The sequence below is a fragment of the Amycolatopsis sp. AA4 genome, assembly GCF_002796545.1.
Classification (GTDB): Bacteria; Actinomycetota; Actinomycetes; order Mycobacteriales; family Pseudonocardiaceae; genus Amycolatopsis.
In genome coordinates, this window is sequence record NZ_CP024894.1 from 5,539,760 (window position 1) to 5,552,315 (window position 12,556).

The following is a 12,556-nucleotide window of genomic DNA, read 5'->3' on the forward strand; positions in this document are numbered from 1 at the left end:
CGTTGACCTCCGCACTGTTTCACCAGCAGCCCAGCGCCGATTGATTCTCCCTGGCTGTCCGTCGTGGAGCCCTTCAGCCGAACGCCGTATCGTGGCCGGGAAGCCTGGTCTGTGTTCACGGAATCTCGCCCTGCCCAAGGAGCCGCTCATGGGAACCGGAGCCGACCGGACCGCGTTCGGGCCGATGGTCATCGTCGCCGCCGACCAGCACGAAACCCGCCCCCTGATCGACGACCCGTGGGCCCGCCGCCTCCTGCCCGCCGGCGGACGTCTCGCCGTCGCGCTGACGCGATACCGGCCGATCCGGCGAGCGTTGACCTCCGCGACGGAGAAGAAGATGCCCGGCCTGTGGGCGAGCATGCTGTGCCGAAAGCGCTTTGTCGACGATGCCCTCCACGCCGCTCTCGACGGCGGGATCGACGCAGTAGTCATCCTCGGCGCAGGCTTCGACACCCGCGCCTGCCGCCTCCCCGCACTCGCGAAAATCCCGGTTTACGAGGTCGACCTGCCCGCCAACATCGCCCGCAAACGCACCGCCCTCACGAGAGCGCTGGGCCGCGTCCCCGAAAACGTGACGCTGGTGCCGATCGACTTCGAAACCCAGAATCTCGCCGACGCCCTCGCCCAGCATGGCTACTCCGCCGGGCGGACCTTCTTCATCTGGGAGGCCGTCACGCAGTACCTCACCGAGGCTGGCGTCCGTCGCACGTTCGACTTCCTCGCCACCGCCCCCGCGGGCAGCCGCCTGGCGTTCACCTACCTCCGCAAGGATTTCCTCGACGGCACTGCTCTTTACGGTGCTGAGGCCGCCTATTCCGATTTCGTCCTCAAGCAGCACCTCTGGCGCTTCGGCCTGATGCCCGATGACGTCGAAGCGTTCCTCGCCGAATACGGCTGGCACGAACGAGAACAAGCCGGACCCGAGGAATTCGCCGCCCGGTACCTCCGGCCGGGAGGACGGGATCTGCCGGTGTCGGAGATCGAACGCTCGGTGCTGGCCGAGTTCACCGGCTGAGGTTTTCCCGCGACCAACACCGAGCCGCGCGGGCATGCCGACGAGTCCTGCATCGACACCGGGTCGCCCTTGGTTAGGCTCTCGCAGGTGACCACAGGGATCGAGTCGCCCACTCCCGTCTCGCGGACCGCCGCACGGCACAACACGGCCGTCCGGCGGGCGGCCGTGTACCTGACGCTGGCAATTGCGTCGCTGCTCAACTTCATCTCGTACGCGCCGCTCGACGTGCGCGCGCACGAGAAAGCCTGGGGCGACGCGCTCAACTACTACGCCATGTCCGAACACACCGGAGCGCAAGTCGACAACCCGTTCGCGCTTCGAATGCTCAGCCCGTGGCTGGTGCATCTGGCACGCAAGATAACCGGACTCCCGCTCGACGTGCTGTGGCTCGGATTCACCGCCGCCGTCACGCTCGCGTGCACCGTCGTGTTCTTCGAATTCTGCTGGCGGCACCTCACCCTGCATCTGTTCACCTCGGTACTCGCCGCGATCGCCCTCTCCAGCACGTTCTGGTACGGCCCCTACGCCTTCAGCAACCCATTCCTGGTCGACCCGCTGAACAATCTGCTCTACCTCATCGCGTTGTGGCTGTTGTTCAAACGCAAACTGCTGCTGTTCACCCTCGTCATCGTCGTCGGCACCATCAACAAAAAGACCACCCTGCTGCTCGCCCCGCTGTACCCGCTCCTGGCCTGGACCCGGTCGCGGTCACTGCGCGACCGCCAGGTGTTGTTCGGCGTGCTCGCAACGGCAGTCGCGGCGCTGGCGTATGCCGGTTTCCGCCTGTGGGCACAGAACTTCATCGGGGGCAACTACAGCCTCGGCAGCGGCCAGGGCAACCACAGCCTCGCCTCGAACATCGTCTTCGCGCTGTCGTCGAACAAACGCAGCGAGCACGCCGCGCTCTTCGACACCTTCCATTTCTTCTGGATCATCTTCGGCTACGGCCTCTACCGGCTGTACCGCCAGCGAGGCCCGTTCAATCCGCTGCTCGTAGCCAGCGGCTACCTGGCACTCTGCTGCCTCGCCGGACGAATGGTCGCCACCGACACCCAACGCGTATTCGTCATGCTCGCCCCCCTGGTCATCGGCGTGGTCGCCGTTGTCCTCGACAACCAGCGCAGCGACATCCGGCGCTTCCTCACCGGCCTTCTCGTCTTCGTCTACCTCGCACTCAACCTGCGATTCGTGCCCGACGACATGAAATTCCTGATCGAAATCGGCGGACTCGTTCTTTTCTGCGCGCTGCTTACTCGGAACGCAGGTCCTCGCCGTGATACCGGAGCGCGGAAAGCGCCAGCATGACCTGGGACCACCGGCCGGTATCGGTCACGTCGAGGCCGGTCAGCCGCTGGATCCGGGTCAATCGGTTCAGCACCGTGTTGCGGTGGCAGTACAGCTCCCGCGCGGCCTGGACCGCCGAGCGGATCCGGGCCGCTGTCGTCGCGAGCAGCTCCCGCCAAGCAGCTTTGCAGTGCTCGTCGCCGACGACCACGACCATGCGCCGACCGGCCAGCGCGAGCCCGATCCCGTTCGTTCCGGAGGCTCCGACGCCCAGCGCCACGCCGAGGTGCCGGTGGTCCTCCTTTCCGGCTACGAACTTTGCGCCGGGGCCGGTAGCGCTGACCATCGGCAAGCGGGGTGAGGCGCTCACAAGCCGCGCCCCACCCCGCGATCAGCTGCTGAAGACGAACAGCTCAGACGACTACTGGCAAAGCATTGCCGCGCCGCCTCCGGCCGCCGGGAACGTCACTCTTGGCCATCCGCCAAGACGCCCGGGTGGCACTCGACATGTCCCAGGTTCAACGACTTGCCCGCCACGCTGACCGAAGCCGCATCGGCCGAGATGCCCCCATCGGGAAGGTCGTTCACCACGCCGGTACCAATGGTAATAAGTCCCGGAACGTCAACCGCTTTGCCGCCCAGGGGTTGATTAATGTGCACCGGCGGGAACGGGGCCCACCCCGCGATGGAGATTTCGGCATCGACCTTCAGGCGGGACGCTTCGGCAGCAGCCGGCGTACCGGCCGGGCCCGCCTGACAGCTGGTGCCAAGTCCGGACAGAGAGAATTTCACGCTTGCTTCAGCATCGTAGGCAAAGGCCTTCGCCGCCAGCAACAACCTCTTGCCCACGCCGTCCGGGACCCCGCCGATGATCGAATCGATCAGCTTCCCCGCCGTCAGCTTCACATCAGCTCGCGCAGTCAGAGCGGCCGCCTTCGCGGTCGACACCCCCGTGGCCGGGTTCGCCGTGGTGTCGACCGCCAGCACGCCCCCGCCGACGCCGTCGCCTTCCAGCAGAAGGTTGATGTCGCCGACGGGAACCGACACTGACTTTGTCGCGTTCCCGGGAACCTTGGCACCAGGATCGAACTCCGGCGCCGCCGGGGCCGCGGCGGACAGGATGTTCGCCCCGCTCGGCCAGTAGCCCAATGGAAGACTCCCAGACGCACCAGCGATGTATCCGTAGGCACTGGGAGCGGCCTGAGCGGCGGCCGCCACCCCGGCCGTGCCCACTGCCAGTCCGGCTCCCACCAGACCCGTTGTCGCGCAGAGTGCGACGATCTGCCTCAATCGCATGAACATCATCCTTAAGGTAATCCGGTCGACGATAGACAAACCGCGACGCGCGAAGCCGCTCCGTTGCGGTCGGAAACATAGTGGCCGACTTCCCGCGCAATGAGCAATATTTCCCCCGAAGATCACCCTTTCGAACAATTAAATAAGAAATATCGCCGACATGAGATAATCACGAAATTATAGTGATCCGGAAACCCGTTAACACCGTCGGCGAAGTTGGGATTTCCAGCGATGAGCGGACCTTCACCGCGCCGCAGGGGCTTTCGGAGATCGCACCGCCCTCGTCCCCGCCACGACGGTGGCAAATCCGGTGGCGGACGCAGATGGTCCTGGTGCGTCACGTGCTCGATGCGGTCGACGAGTGGCTCAGGCCCAGCAGGAGCGCGCCGAGCGCCAGGCACCGAGCGCGTCGTCACTCGTTCCCGCGGGATCGCGCGAAATGCGGGTGCGTTCCCCGTGCATGGTCAATCGTACGATTTCGGCATTCGCCTCGGACAGCTCGACGGATCGGGCAGCGAGCCAGGACGTCGCCGGCACGGTGACCACGCCTGCGACGGCAAAACCCACGGACTGCACGACCGCGACGTATTCGGCATCGACGACGCGGTAACCGGCCATGCCCAGGACAGCATGACCGGGACCAGCCCGGTGCCGAAATTTCGCGCACCACTGTCTGCACGACATTCCAGACGGACTGGGCTATGTCATCGGTTTCGTCCAGGACCTTCGCCGCACCGGCGTGATGGCTACCCCCACGATGATCCCAGCGATCCGGCACGCGATATTACCCTGCCGCACAGCCGCAGCGGCGGCATGGATCAACCCGCCGCGAATCTGTGCTCCGCTCGGCTCGAACGAGACGAGCGGGCAGGAGGGGCCCGCCAACTCCTGGCGGACCCCTCCCGTGATCACTCTCCAGCTGCGGTTCTCAGCGCTGGCGATGCCAATGGCTTCCACCAGTACCGGCTGCTCGGGAACCTCGCCCTTCTCCCGACTGACCGAGGCCACCTCAGCCAGCGGGGAAGATCTGGCTCCAGCTTCTGGTCGAGATCGCCGCCAGCACCGCGTCGACATATTGCGCCGCAGCGGTCACCCGCTCGCCGCTCGCGGCTGGCTGAGCATCCGCCAGCTGTGGTCCTACTTCGTATACGCTGTCCTCGCCCGGCATAGGCCTGCCCTGGCAGACCACGTCGTTCCCGGGCAGTACCCCCTGTTGCAGGTATCGATTCACCACGGCATCAGCGCAGGAGTTGTGCCCGGCCACGCCGTGGTCGCCCGCGTTGATCACGGTCACCATTCGGGTCGCGGGGTTGTTCCGGTGCGCGACGACGGCGCCCTCATAGGCAGTCGCGGGGTCGAGCGTGTTTTGCAGCATGAGCGCGCCCGGCGCGGTGCGGCCGGTCACCGGCGTCAGGCCGACCGGCCGGTACGGCCAGTAATTACAGGGCTGAACGGCGAAGCCGGGACCAACCAGCGAATTGCCGTCGGCGACCTGCTTCCGGGCGAAATCGGCCCAGTAGTCCTCGTCGCCGCGCCAGGCGGTGTCGTTGCAGGTGATCGTCCTGAACACCGTATCGGACAACACCGGTGGGTTGTTTTCGGGGAAGATCTTCTTCACCGCGTCGACAATCCAGGAAAGCACGGTGCTGTCGCCCGCGGGCTCTCCGCTCTGCACCGCCTTGTCCAGCTGTTGCAGTTTCCCCGCCAGCATCGCAAAGGACGACGAGCTGTACAACGATTCCGTCACGGCCACGTCAAGCTGATCTGGCGTCAGGCGGCCGAGCTTGCCGCTTCCGGCGGCCGCGCGAATCGCCTCATAGGTTTTGTTGACCGCTTCCGGCGTGTCGCCGAGGTGGTACTTCGAATCATGCCGGGCCACCCACGGAAGGAACTGCTTTTCCAACCGCCGCTGCATCGCCATCGGCTGCGACTCGAAGGTGGCTTGCCAGCTGTCAGAGAACTGGGCATTGGAATCCAGGACGAACCGGCCCGCTCGCTCCGGGAAGAATTTCTGATACTGGGCGCCGAGCCACGTTCCGGCAGAAGTGCCCTGGTAGTCGATGGTTCGGGCACCCAGCAGCGCTCTCCCCAGATCCATGTCCCGGACCGTCTGCTCAGTGGTGATATAGGGCAGCAGGTCGCCGTGCTTCGCCGCGCAGACGGCGACCCACTTCTTCACGTCCGCACGCGCTTTTGCGATCGCGGCGTCGGACAGGTCCCGAGAGTCGGCCGACGGCTTCGCTCCATCCGACGGATCCGCTTCATTTTCGTCGCAATCCACCCGCGTGCCCAACCCGGTCCCCCGTGGATCCACCGCCACGAAATCATGGTCGAGCAGCAACTGCGGCTGCTTGACCGCGGTAGCCGCCGGCAACGGGAAGCCGGCTCCGCCCGGCCCCCCGGGATTGATGAACAGCTCCCGCTTCGGGCCGAGATTATCGTCGCGAGCGACCTGGGTAATTCCGACCTTGATATCACCCAAATCCTGATGATAGTAATCTTTGGGCGCGATGAAAGTCCCGCATTTCTGCCGGATCGGCGTCGGAACCATCGCCGCCATGGTCTTGTTCAACCCAGGGCAATCACCCCAGGCGATCTTCTGGTCGAGATATCTTTTCGCAAGGACAGGGGCGTCCCCCTCGGCACTGGCCGGAGCAGTTGAAACGAAGGTCAGCGAACCTGACAACAGGCTGACCGTCAGGACACCGAGAAATGTTCTCGCAGAGATCTTCACATACGCTCCCAAATTGGCGAAACGGACGCCTTGTCCGTTGCCGACAGGGTGTAGCCGACAGGCGGATCACCGGAAACCAGCTCACCCTATCGCTCACTCGACCGTACTGCTTCACCGACGATTCGCGAGAGGTTACCCATGCGGCCAGCCGCCTGTCACGTGCAGTATTCAACGAATAGCGCATGAATTATTCACCCATCCGCCTCGTGCACGTTTTCCGGCACCATCCGGGGCAAGCCGCGGTTCAGCAACGGTCAAGCATCTGCCGGCTGCGCCAGCCCGCGATCCGCATGATCGCCTCGTCGCTCATGCCCGCCAGCTTGCACCGGTGCGCCCACGTGTGCCGGAAGAGGTGCGGGAACACCGGGCCGATGCCTGCTTGCCCAGCTCGACGGTCCGGCATCGACCGGATGGCTCACTCGTTCAGCTCGCCGTAGCGGCCAAGCCAGGCCGCGGTGGTGCGCCTGCCATGCGGCCGCGCGCGGGCGCGGAGGCAGCGCCTGAGCACCTCGCCGGTCGCCGGGTTGAAAGGCACCCGTCGCGGGCACGACGTCCCTTGCCCAGAACGCGGATGACGCCCATGCCGAAGCTCCCGCTCCGCCGGACTTGCGACACGCAACGGGGACAATTCGCTGAGCCGGACGCCGCAATCGGCAAGGTCCAGGATGATCACCCGATCCCGGAGCGCGACAAAAACCCTTCCCTTTAGCGGTCGCGCCAACAAGACTTTGAGTTCAGCCTCGCGCAACACCGTCGGCGGAGTGTCCGTGACCTGCGGAACCTTTATTTTATAGAACGGGGAAACGCTTGGCGATGCAGTTGTGCGAAATCGACTCGCCGGTGCGAAACTTCGGCCGTTGCCGGAGATATTCGAAATACCGCTCAAGCTCCCGCCGACCGACCTCGGCGGCCAGCAGCGAGAAATTCTCGCCCTCGAGGCAGTCGACCAGCATGGCCACGCTGTCGAGGCAGGCGTCGATCGTGGAGTCGACGCGGTTCTTGGCCCTCAGGTGCGTTCTCCAGTCCGAGACAAGCTCCCTGACGTCCTCGGGCTCGAGCGCCTCAACGGCGGTCATGGAGTCAGTCGTACTCGAAAGATCCCTTGGGTTCCAAGCGCTGTGCTCGGTTCCAGCGCCGCCGCCGAGATCGTTTCAAGATCGTCGTTCGGCGCGTTTTCGCTGGTCAGCGGCTATATCAAGGGCAAGATGGTGGGCCGGGTCGGGCTCGAACCGACGGCCAAGGGATTATGAGTCCCCTGCTCTAACCAACTGAGCTACCGGCCCCTGGGTTCGCTTCCGCAGGTCGATCCCCCCAGTTCACGTCAACTTAGCACAGGCCCCGCGCGGGCCGGGGGGCGTAGGCCGTTCGGGTCGAGAGCCCTCGCGGGACAGCTCCGGTCGCCTAGATTGCAGGGGGTCGGGTCCCGAGAGGAGACCGCCATGACCGTTCCCCGCCGGGTTCCGCTCGCGCTGCTCGACGCTCTCGCCGCCGGGCTCGGGCTGGGCTATCTCGCTCGCGACTATCGCGACAGCCTGCTCGCACACGGGTCGGTGCTGTCGATTGCCGCGGTCGTTGGGATTGCGGTAATCGTGGTGGGATACCGCGGATATCGTGGGCTTCGCAGTGCGAATACGCGGATGGAAGCGATAATCGCGGCCGAACTGGCTCGGCGGAGGCCGTCGCCGCGGCCTCGAAGGTGAACGGGCAGCGATTACCTGCCCAGTTCGACAATGGCTCCGTACAGGCCGGCGGCGAGACCCTCAGGCGGTGCTGTTTCGCGCAAAAAATGGAGCCAGGCGAAGACTGAACCGAGCAGCATCGCGTGCACTGCGGGCAACTCGGGGCGTCGGGACAGTTCGCCGCGGGAGAGCGCGCGGTCGAGTACTTCGGCCAAGTATTCCCGTTCCCGGATCAGGAACAACTCGCCTAGGCGAGCGGTGGGCGCGTCTTCGGCGCGGAGGTCGGCGAGCAGGCCGGGCAAGGCGTTTCGCACTTGCGGTCCGTCCAAAGCGGACTGAATGTCGGCCAGAACAGCCGCTACGTCGCCGCGCAGGGTGCCGGTGTCGGGGGGTGCCGCGAGTGCGTCGTCGTGCACGACTGCAGCGAAGACGAGTTCTGCTTTGGACTTCCAGCGCCGGTACAACGCCGCCTTGCCGACTCCGGCGCGCGCGGCGATCGCGTCGACCGTGCACCGCTGGTAGCCGACCTCCTCCAGCAGTGCGTTGACCGCGGCCCGCACCGCCGTGTCGATGCCCTGCTCGCGCGGTCGTCCGCGCCGGTTGTGCGTCATAGCGCACAGTTTACGAGACTGCCAGTTCCGTATATCTTCAGGGCCATGACCTGGGACAGAACCTCCGCCCGCACCCTCGCGGTCGACCCGGCCGCGCTCTGGGACGTCCTCGCCGACGTCGAGAACTGGCCGCGCTGGGATCCGGACGTCGCGCGCGTCGTGCTGCACGGCCCGCCCGCGACGGGATCGACCGGATTCCTTTACCCCAGCGGCGGATTCCGCGGCAGCGTGCACGCGAAAATCGCGAAGGACTTCACCTTCACGAACTGGCGGCCCGGACACGAGTTCACGCTCTGCCAGCCCGTTCCGCTCGGGAAAATGGACCTCGGACTGAGCGTCGAGGCCGTCCCCGGCGGGGCCGAGCTGACCCAGCGCGTCGTCCTCGACACGCCGTTGCGGGCGGTCATGGTGCGGATCATCGGCGCTGACGTCGTGGCGAACTTCGGCCGGAAATGCGACACGTTGACGCGGCTCGCGACCGCGAAAACGAGCTGACCGTCCTCGCGGCCCCGAGCCGGGAACCGCGAGGACGGACCGGGCTAGTTCCGGTACCGGAACAGGATCCGGCCCCGGTCGAGGTCGTACGGGCTCAGCTCCACCAAAACCCGGTCGAACGGCACGATCTTGATGAAGTTCTTTCTGATCTTGCCGCTGACGTGGGCCAGCACGTGGTGCCCGTTCGCCAGTTCGACGGTGAACCGGGCGTCGCGCAGGCACTCGACCACGGTTCCCTCTACTTCGATCCCGCCCTTACCGGCCATGGCGCATCAGCTCCACCGTGCTGTTCGCCCGCCGCGCGCCGACGCCCTCGAACAGCGCCGTCGCCGCTTCGTTGGCCTCGTTCACCTCGGCCGAGGCCGTCGGGATTCCCGCTCGGTGCAGGACATCGAGCGTGTGCGTCAGCAACCCGCGTGCGATGCCGCGACGTTGCCGGTCCGCCCGGACGGCGATGAGCCCGATCCGGGGCAGGCGCGTCACCTGAACTACCCGGACCAGCCCGACGTACTCGCCGTCCTCGACCGCCACGGCGTATTTCGACGGGTCCACGACGGTGTCGCCGGCCGGCCGGGGCAGCACCTCGGCGGGCATTTCCGACCAGCCGACCGTCGCCTCGACCTCGGCGCGAACGACGCGGTCCAGCTCGCGCAACGGACCCTCTTCAGCGGATCCGGCGGGCACGACTGTGACGCCCGACGGCAGCTCGACCGGCCCGGTGACCTGCGGGTTCGTGGGCACGACGTACTCCCACTCGCGCCGCCGAACGGTCAGACCGGCCCGTTGCCAGCCGTCGAGCAGCTCGCGGTCGGTTTCGTCGACCACGGTGTGGAGCGGGTCCGGCAGCGCGGCGAGCATCTCGCGGGCAAGCTGGTCGAAGACGGAACGGTGCCAGGCGTCGACGCTGAGGAAGACCCGCCCGTCCGGCCGCGCGGTGGCCTCGCCGCGGCCGGCCAAGCGGCCGTCGTCCCAAGCTTCCCAGAGTCCCGGTCCGACCCGGGTGATGCGCACCGCGGGTTCGCCCGCGGTGAAACGCAGAGTGTCCATGACGGTCACCTTTCGGAGTGCCTTCGCGGCGCTCCCGGCAACCCTCCGTCAGTCGCCCGACCGTGACGACACGGGGAGCACCCACATCGAAACAGCGTTCATGGGGCTCACCTCCCGGCGTCGAGTCACGGTCGGAGCGAACCATAACGGCACGCTCCGGCCCCGTCCAGCGAATTAACTTCCCTCAGCCGATCCGCAGCACCACCTTGCCGCGACCGTGTCCTTCAGCCACCTCGCGATGGGCGCTCGCGGCGTCGTCGAGCGGATATTCCTTCCGGACATGCACCCGCAGCTCTCCTCGCGCGCACAGGTCGAGCAACTCGCGGAGCCGCCCGGCGGACCGGTCGCTGTTGAGCCACTGCCCGCCGGTCTCAGCGGCCAGCGGGGGCTCCACAATGGTCCCGATCCGGCTGCGATCGGCCACCAGTTCCGCGGCGAGACGAAGATTCCCGTGCCCGGCGGTGTCGAAAGCCAGGTCTATCCCGTCCGGGGCGGCTTCGCGAAGGCGGTCTAGTTCGCCTTCGCCGTATACCACTGGGATGGCACCGAGGGTGCGGAGATATTCCTGGTTCTGCTCGCTGCCGGTACCGACCACGCGCAGCCCACGATGCCGCGCCAACTGGACCGCCATCGAGCCGACACCTCCCGCCGCGCCGTGAATGAGAATCGTCTCGCCGGGCTTGGCACTGAGCCGCTCCAACGCAGTATGTGCCGTCTGCCCGGAGGCAGACAACGCGCCCGCCGTTTGCCAATCGACCTTTTCCGGTTTGACAGCCGCCTGACTGGCCGGAACGTTGACGTACTCGGCATAGCAGCCCAGCGACCGGAACCCGGCAACCTGTTGTCCTGCCTCGAATTCAGTCACCTCAGCACCCACCTGGACAATTGTTCCGGAGAACTCGTTGCCCAGGATTTGCGGAAATTGGATGGTCACGCCCGGCGGCGTCCAGCCGTCCCGGATCGCGACGTCGGTCGGCTGCACACCAGCGGCCTCGACGCGCACGAGCACTTCTCCCGGCCCCGCGACCGGAACCGGCACCTTGTGGACAGTCAATCCTTCCGCGGGCCCGAACTCGTCAATCGCGGCGGCGCGCATCATCACAGGAATCTCGGACATCACGCCACCGCCTTCGCTGCCGAGCGAACAAATTCCGCCAATTCTTCGACACTGCGCGCACCAGCGAGAAGGCGGTCGCCGTGCCCGACAGTCGGCACAGAACGGATCCCGCGCGACTGTCCTTCTTCGTGATCTGCCAACACTTCTGCTGCGTACTCCTCGTTATCGCCAAGCGCGAGCACTTCGTCGCGCTCCAATCCGGTCTTCAAGTTCGCCAACACACTCCACTCCGCCAGGTCCAGGTTGTCCCGCAGATGCGCGGCGAACATCGCCTCCCAGGCCGCGGTTTCGTCCAGTCCGCGCGCCGCGGCCAGCTTCAGCACCCGATGCGCCGGGCGGGAATCGAGCGCCCACGCGGTGTCCATGCGAATGGTCAGGCCCTGCGCGCGTCCCGCCTGCTCGATCCGGTCCCGGCGCCTCCCCCATTCCGCCGGGCTCATCCCCCATTCGGCGGTCGCGGTCTCCGCGATCCGCCGCCGTTCCGGGCCAGGTCCCTCCGGGCCCAGGAGAAAACTCCGATGCTCGATCCGGGCCGGGACACCGGATTCCGCGATCGCTTGCGCGAGGCGGCGATGTCCCATCCAGCACCACGGACAGAGCACGTCGGCCCAGACCTGCAGGGTCGTAGTCGTCACAAAATCCCCTTCACGCGCGCTCGCCGCCGTCTGCCGGGCGGTGCTTACAGTGGACTTCATCAAGCGGACTTGATGTCAAGCACGGAAAGAGCTGCCATGCCCCAGATCACGCGCGAGGTCGTCTGGCTGAAGCCGGGACAGATCGCCGAACGCGCCGGCGTGAGCGTCCCGACGCTGCACTATTACGAAAGCCGCGGCCTCATCGCGAGCAGGCGCACGAGCGGCAACCGGCGCGAGTACCGGCGCGACACGCTGCGCATGATCGCCTTCATCCGGACCGCGCAGCGGGTCGGGGTGTCGCTGGAGGAGATCAAGGAGGCGCTCGCCGAACTGCCGGACCAGCGCATCCCCACCAAACGCGACTGGGCGCGGATCTCCCGCCGCTGGCACGACCGCCTCACCGAGCGGATCGAGGAGCTGACCGCGCTGCGCGACCGGTTCTCCGACTGCATCGGCTGCGGATGCCTGTCGCTGAAATCGTGCCCGTACTCCAATCCGGACGACGTTCTCGGCCAGGGCGGCGCGGGGGCGCGGAGGTTTCCGCATTAGCGGGTGCTGTGCCGGTGGCTCGCACGGCCAGCCGCTCGGCGGGTTGCGGCATTAGCAGCCGGAGGGGCCGTGACGGCGGCCCGCAGGCGCGCAA

Annotated in this window: 16 protein-coding genes and 1 tRNA gene; 5 read left to right on the plus strand and 12 right to left on the minus strand. The window is 66.4% G+C overall.

Translation table 11 applies throughout. The features are described 5' to 3' along the window. The first annotated feature begins 148 nt into the window (after positions 1 to 148). On the plus strand, positions 149 to 1,015 hold the full coding sequence (locus CU254_RS25620) for an SAM-dependent methyltransferase (protein WP_009080733.1): 867 nt from the start codon (positions 149 to 151) through the stop codon (positions 1,013 to 1,015). An 87-nt stretch (positions 1,016 to 1,102) separates the two neighbouring features. Beyond that, the gene (locus tag CU254_RS25625; RefSeq protein ID WP_199785981.1) at positions 1,103 to 2,320 is read left to right on the plus strand and encodes a hypothetical protein; all 1,218 of its coding nucleotides are present in this window, start codon (positions 1,103 to 1,105) and stop codon (positions 2,318 to 2,320) included. On the opposite strand, the gene CU254_RS43790 is transcribed toward CU254_RS25625, so the two are convergent. The 7 genes from CU254_RS43790 to CU254_RS25660 all read right to left on the minus strand — a co-directional run bounded on the left by CU254_RS43790 (position 2,265) and on the right by CU254_RS25660 (position 7,612). Then, positions 2,265 to 2,669 carry a helix-turn-helix domain-containing protein gene (locus tag CU254_RS43790; protein WP_009080736.1) on the minus strand — a complete coding sequence of 135 codons (405 nt, stop codon included), beginning with the start codon at positions 2,667 to 2,669 and terminating at the stop codon, positions 2,265 to 2,267. The genes CU254_RS25625 and CU254_RS43790 overlap by 56 nt on opposite strands. Before the next feature lie 95 nt (positions 2,670 to 2,764). Beyond that, positions 2,765 to 3,595: a hypothetical protein gene (locus CU254_RS25635; RefSeq protein WP_234392743.1), complete on the minus strand. Its 831-nt coding sequence runs from the start codon at positions 3,593 to 3,595 to the stop codon at positions 2,765 to 2,767. A 366-nt stretch (positions 3,596 to 3,961) separates the two neighbouring features. Beyond that, on the minus strand, positions 3,962 to 4,213 hold the full coding sequence (locus tag CU254_RS25640) for a hypothetical protein (RefSeq protein WP_009080739.1): 252 nt from the start codon (positions 4,211 to 4,213) through the stop codon (positions 3,962 to 3,964). A gap of 391 nt (positions 4,214 to 4,604) precedes the next feature. Beyond that, complete coding sequence (locus CU254_RS25650; RefSeq protein ID WP_234392744.1) at positions 4,605 to 6,329, minus strand: alpha/beta hydrolase; 1,725 nt, start codon at positions 6,327 to 6,329, stop codon at positions 4,605 to 4,607. 244 nt (positions 6,330 to 6,573) lie between these two features. Further along, positions 6,574 to 6,732 (minus strand): site-specific integrase, encoded by a 159-nt coding sequence (locus tag CU254_RS42740; RefSeq protein WP_009080742.1) that lies wholly within the window; start codon positions 6,730 to 6,732, stop codon positions 6,574 to 6,576. 385 nt (positions 6,733 to 7,117) lie between these two features. Continuing rightward, a complete protein-coding gene (locus CU254_RS25655) occupies positions 7,118 to 7,405 on the minus strand; it encodes a hypothetical protein (protein ID WP_009080744.1) in 288 nt (95 codons plus the stop codon). 130 nt (positions 7,406 to 7,535) lie between these two features. Then, positions 7,536 to 7,612, minus strand: a tRNA-Ile gene (locus CU254_RS25660). A 156-nt stretch (positions 7,613 to 7,768) separates the two neighbouring features. Here CU254_RS25660 and CU254_RS25665 point away from each other — a divergent pair. Next, positions 7,769 to 8,029 (plus strand): hypothetical protein, encoded by a 261-nt coding sequence (locus CU254_RS25665; RefSeq protein ID WP_100266879.1) that lies wholly within the window; start codon positions 7,769 to 7,771, stop codon positions 8,027 to 8,029. Between the two features lie 11 nt (positions 8,030 to 8,040). Here CU254_RS25665 and CU254_RS25670 read toward each other — a convergent pair whose 3' ends face one another. Then, positions 8,041 to 8,619 carry a TetR/AcrR family transcriptional regulator gene (locus tag CU254_RS25670; protein WP_009080746.1) on the minus strand — a complete coding sequence of 193 codons (579 nt, stop codon included), beginning with the start codon at positions 8,617 to 8,619 and terminating at the stop codon, positions 8,041 to 8,043. A 45-nt stretch (positions 8,620 to 8,664) separates the two neighbouring features. Here CU254_RS25670 and CU254_RS25675 point away from each other — a divergent pair, with 45 nt between their 5' ends. Further along, a complete protein-coding gene (locus tag CU254_RS25675) occupies positions 8,665 to 9,114 on the plus strand; it encodes an SRPBCC family protein (RefSeq protein ID WP_009080747.1) in 450 nt (149 codons plus the stop codon). A gap of 44 nt (positions 9,115 to 9,158) precedes the next feature. On the opposite strand, the gene infA is transcribed toward CU254_RS25675, so the two are convergent. From infA to CU254_RS25695, 4 genes are all read right to left on the minus strand, one after another. After that, positions 9,159 to 9,380, minus strand: coding sequence for a translation initiation factor IF-1 (gene infA / locus CU254_RS25680; protein ID WP_009080748.1), 222 nt, complete (start codon positions 9,378 to 9,380; stop codon positions 9,159 to 9,161). Next, positions 9,370 to 10,161 carry a GNAT family N-acetyltransferase gene (locus CU254_RS25685; protein WP_009080750.1) on the minus strand — a complete coding sequence of 264 codons (792 nt, stop codon included), beginning with the start codon at positions 10,159 to 10,161 and terminating at the stop codon, positions 9,370 to 9,372. The genes infA and CU254_RS25685 overlap by 11 nt, the downstream gene beginning before the upstream one ends. A 184-nt stretch (positions 10,162 to 10,345) precedes the next feature. Next, positions 10,346 to 11,278 carry an NADP-dependent oxidoreductase gene (locus tag CU254_RS25690; RefSeq protein WP_234392892.1) on the minus strand — a complete coding sequence of 311 codons (933 nt, stop codon included), beginning with the start codon at positions 11,276 to 11,278 and terminating at the stop codon, positions 10,346 to 10,348. Then, positions 11,278 to 11,913, minus strand: a complete 636-nt coding sequence (locus CU254_RS25695) for a DsbA family protein (RefSeq protein ID WP_037714818.1) — start codon at positions 11,911 to 11,913, stop codon at positions 11,278 to 11,280. Before CU254_RS25695 ends, CU254_RS25690 begins: the two co-directional genes overlap by 1 nt. Positions 11,914 to 12,009: 96 nt before the next feature. On the opposite strand from CU254_RS25695, the gene soxR reads away from it, so the two are divergent. Beyond that, positions 12,010 to 12,462, plus strand: coding sequence for a redox-sensitive transcriptional activator SoxR (soxR, locus tag CU254_RS25700; protein WP_009080755.1), 453 nt, complete (start codon positions 12,010 to 12,012; stop codon positions 12,460 to 12,462). Positions 12,463 to 12,556: the final 94 nt, after the last annotated feature.

What these genes read in the sequence shown, in the direction of transcription:
- CU254_RS25620 (WP_009080733.1), top strand. Translation starts at nt 149, where the DNA reads ATGGGAACCGGAGCCGACCGGACCGCGTTCGGGCCGATGGTCATCGTC.
- CU254_RS25635 (WP_234392743.1), bottom strand. Translation starts at nt 3,595, where the DNA reads ATGCGATTGAGGCAGATCGTCGCACTCTGCGCGACAACGGGTCTGGTG.
- CU254_RS25640 (WP_009080739.1), bottom strand. Translation starts at nt 4,213, where the DNA reads ATGGCCGGTTACCGCGTCGTCGATGCCGAATACGTCGCGGTCGTGCAG.
- CU254_RS42740 (WP_009080742.1), bottom strand. Translation starts at nt 6,732, where the DNA reads ATGCCGGACCGTCGAGCTGGGCAAGCAGGCATCGGCCCGGTGTTCCCG.
- CU254_RS25655 (WP_009080744.1), bottom strand. Translation starts at nt 7,405, where the DNA reads ATGACCGCCGTTGAGGCGCTCGAGCCCGAGGACGTCAGGGAGCTTGTC.
- CU254_RS25665 (WP_100266879.1), top strand. Translation starts at nt 7,769, where the DNA reads ATGACCGTTCCCCGCCGGGTTCCGCTCGCGCTGCTCGACGCTCTCGCC.
- CU254_RS25670 (WP_009080746.1), bottom strand. Translation starts at nt 8,619, where the DNA reads ATGACGCACAACCGGCGCGGACGACCGCGCGAGCAGGGCATCGACACG.
- CU254_RS25675 (WP_009080747.1), top strand. Translation starts at nt 8,665, where the DNA reads ATGACCTGGGACAGAACCTCCGCCCGCACCCTCGCGGTCGACCCGGCC.
- infA (WP_009080748.1), bottom strand. Translation starts at nt 9,380, where the DNA reads ATGGCCGGTAAGGGCGGGATCGAAGTAGAGGGAACCGTGGTCGAGTGC.
- CU254_RS25685 (WP_009080750.1), bottom strand. Translation starts at nt 10,161, where the DNA reads ATGGACACTCTGCGTTTCACCGCGGGCGAACCCGCGGTGCGCATCACC.
- CU254_RS25690 (WP_234392892.1), bottom strand. Translation starts at nt 11,278, where the DNA reads ATGTCCGAGATTCCTGTGATGATGCGCGCCGCCGCGATTGACGAGTTC.
- soxR (WP_009080755.1), top strand. Translation starts at nt 12,010, where the DNA reads ATGCCCCAGATCACGCGCGAGGTCGTCTGGCTGAAGCCGGGACAGATC.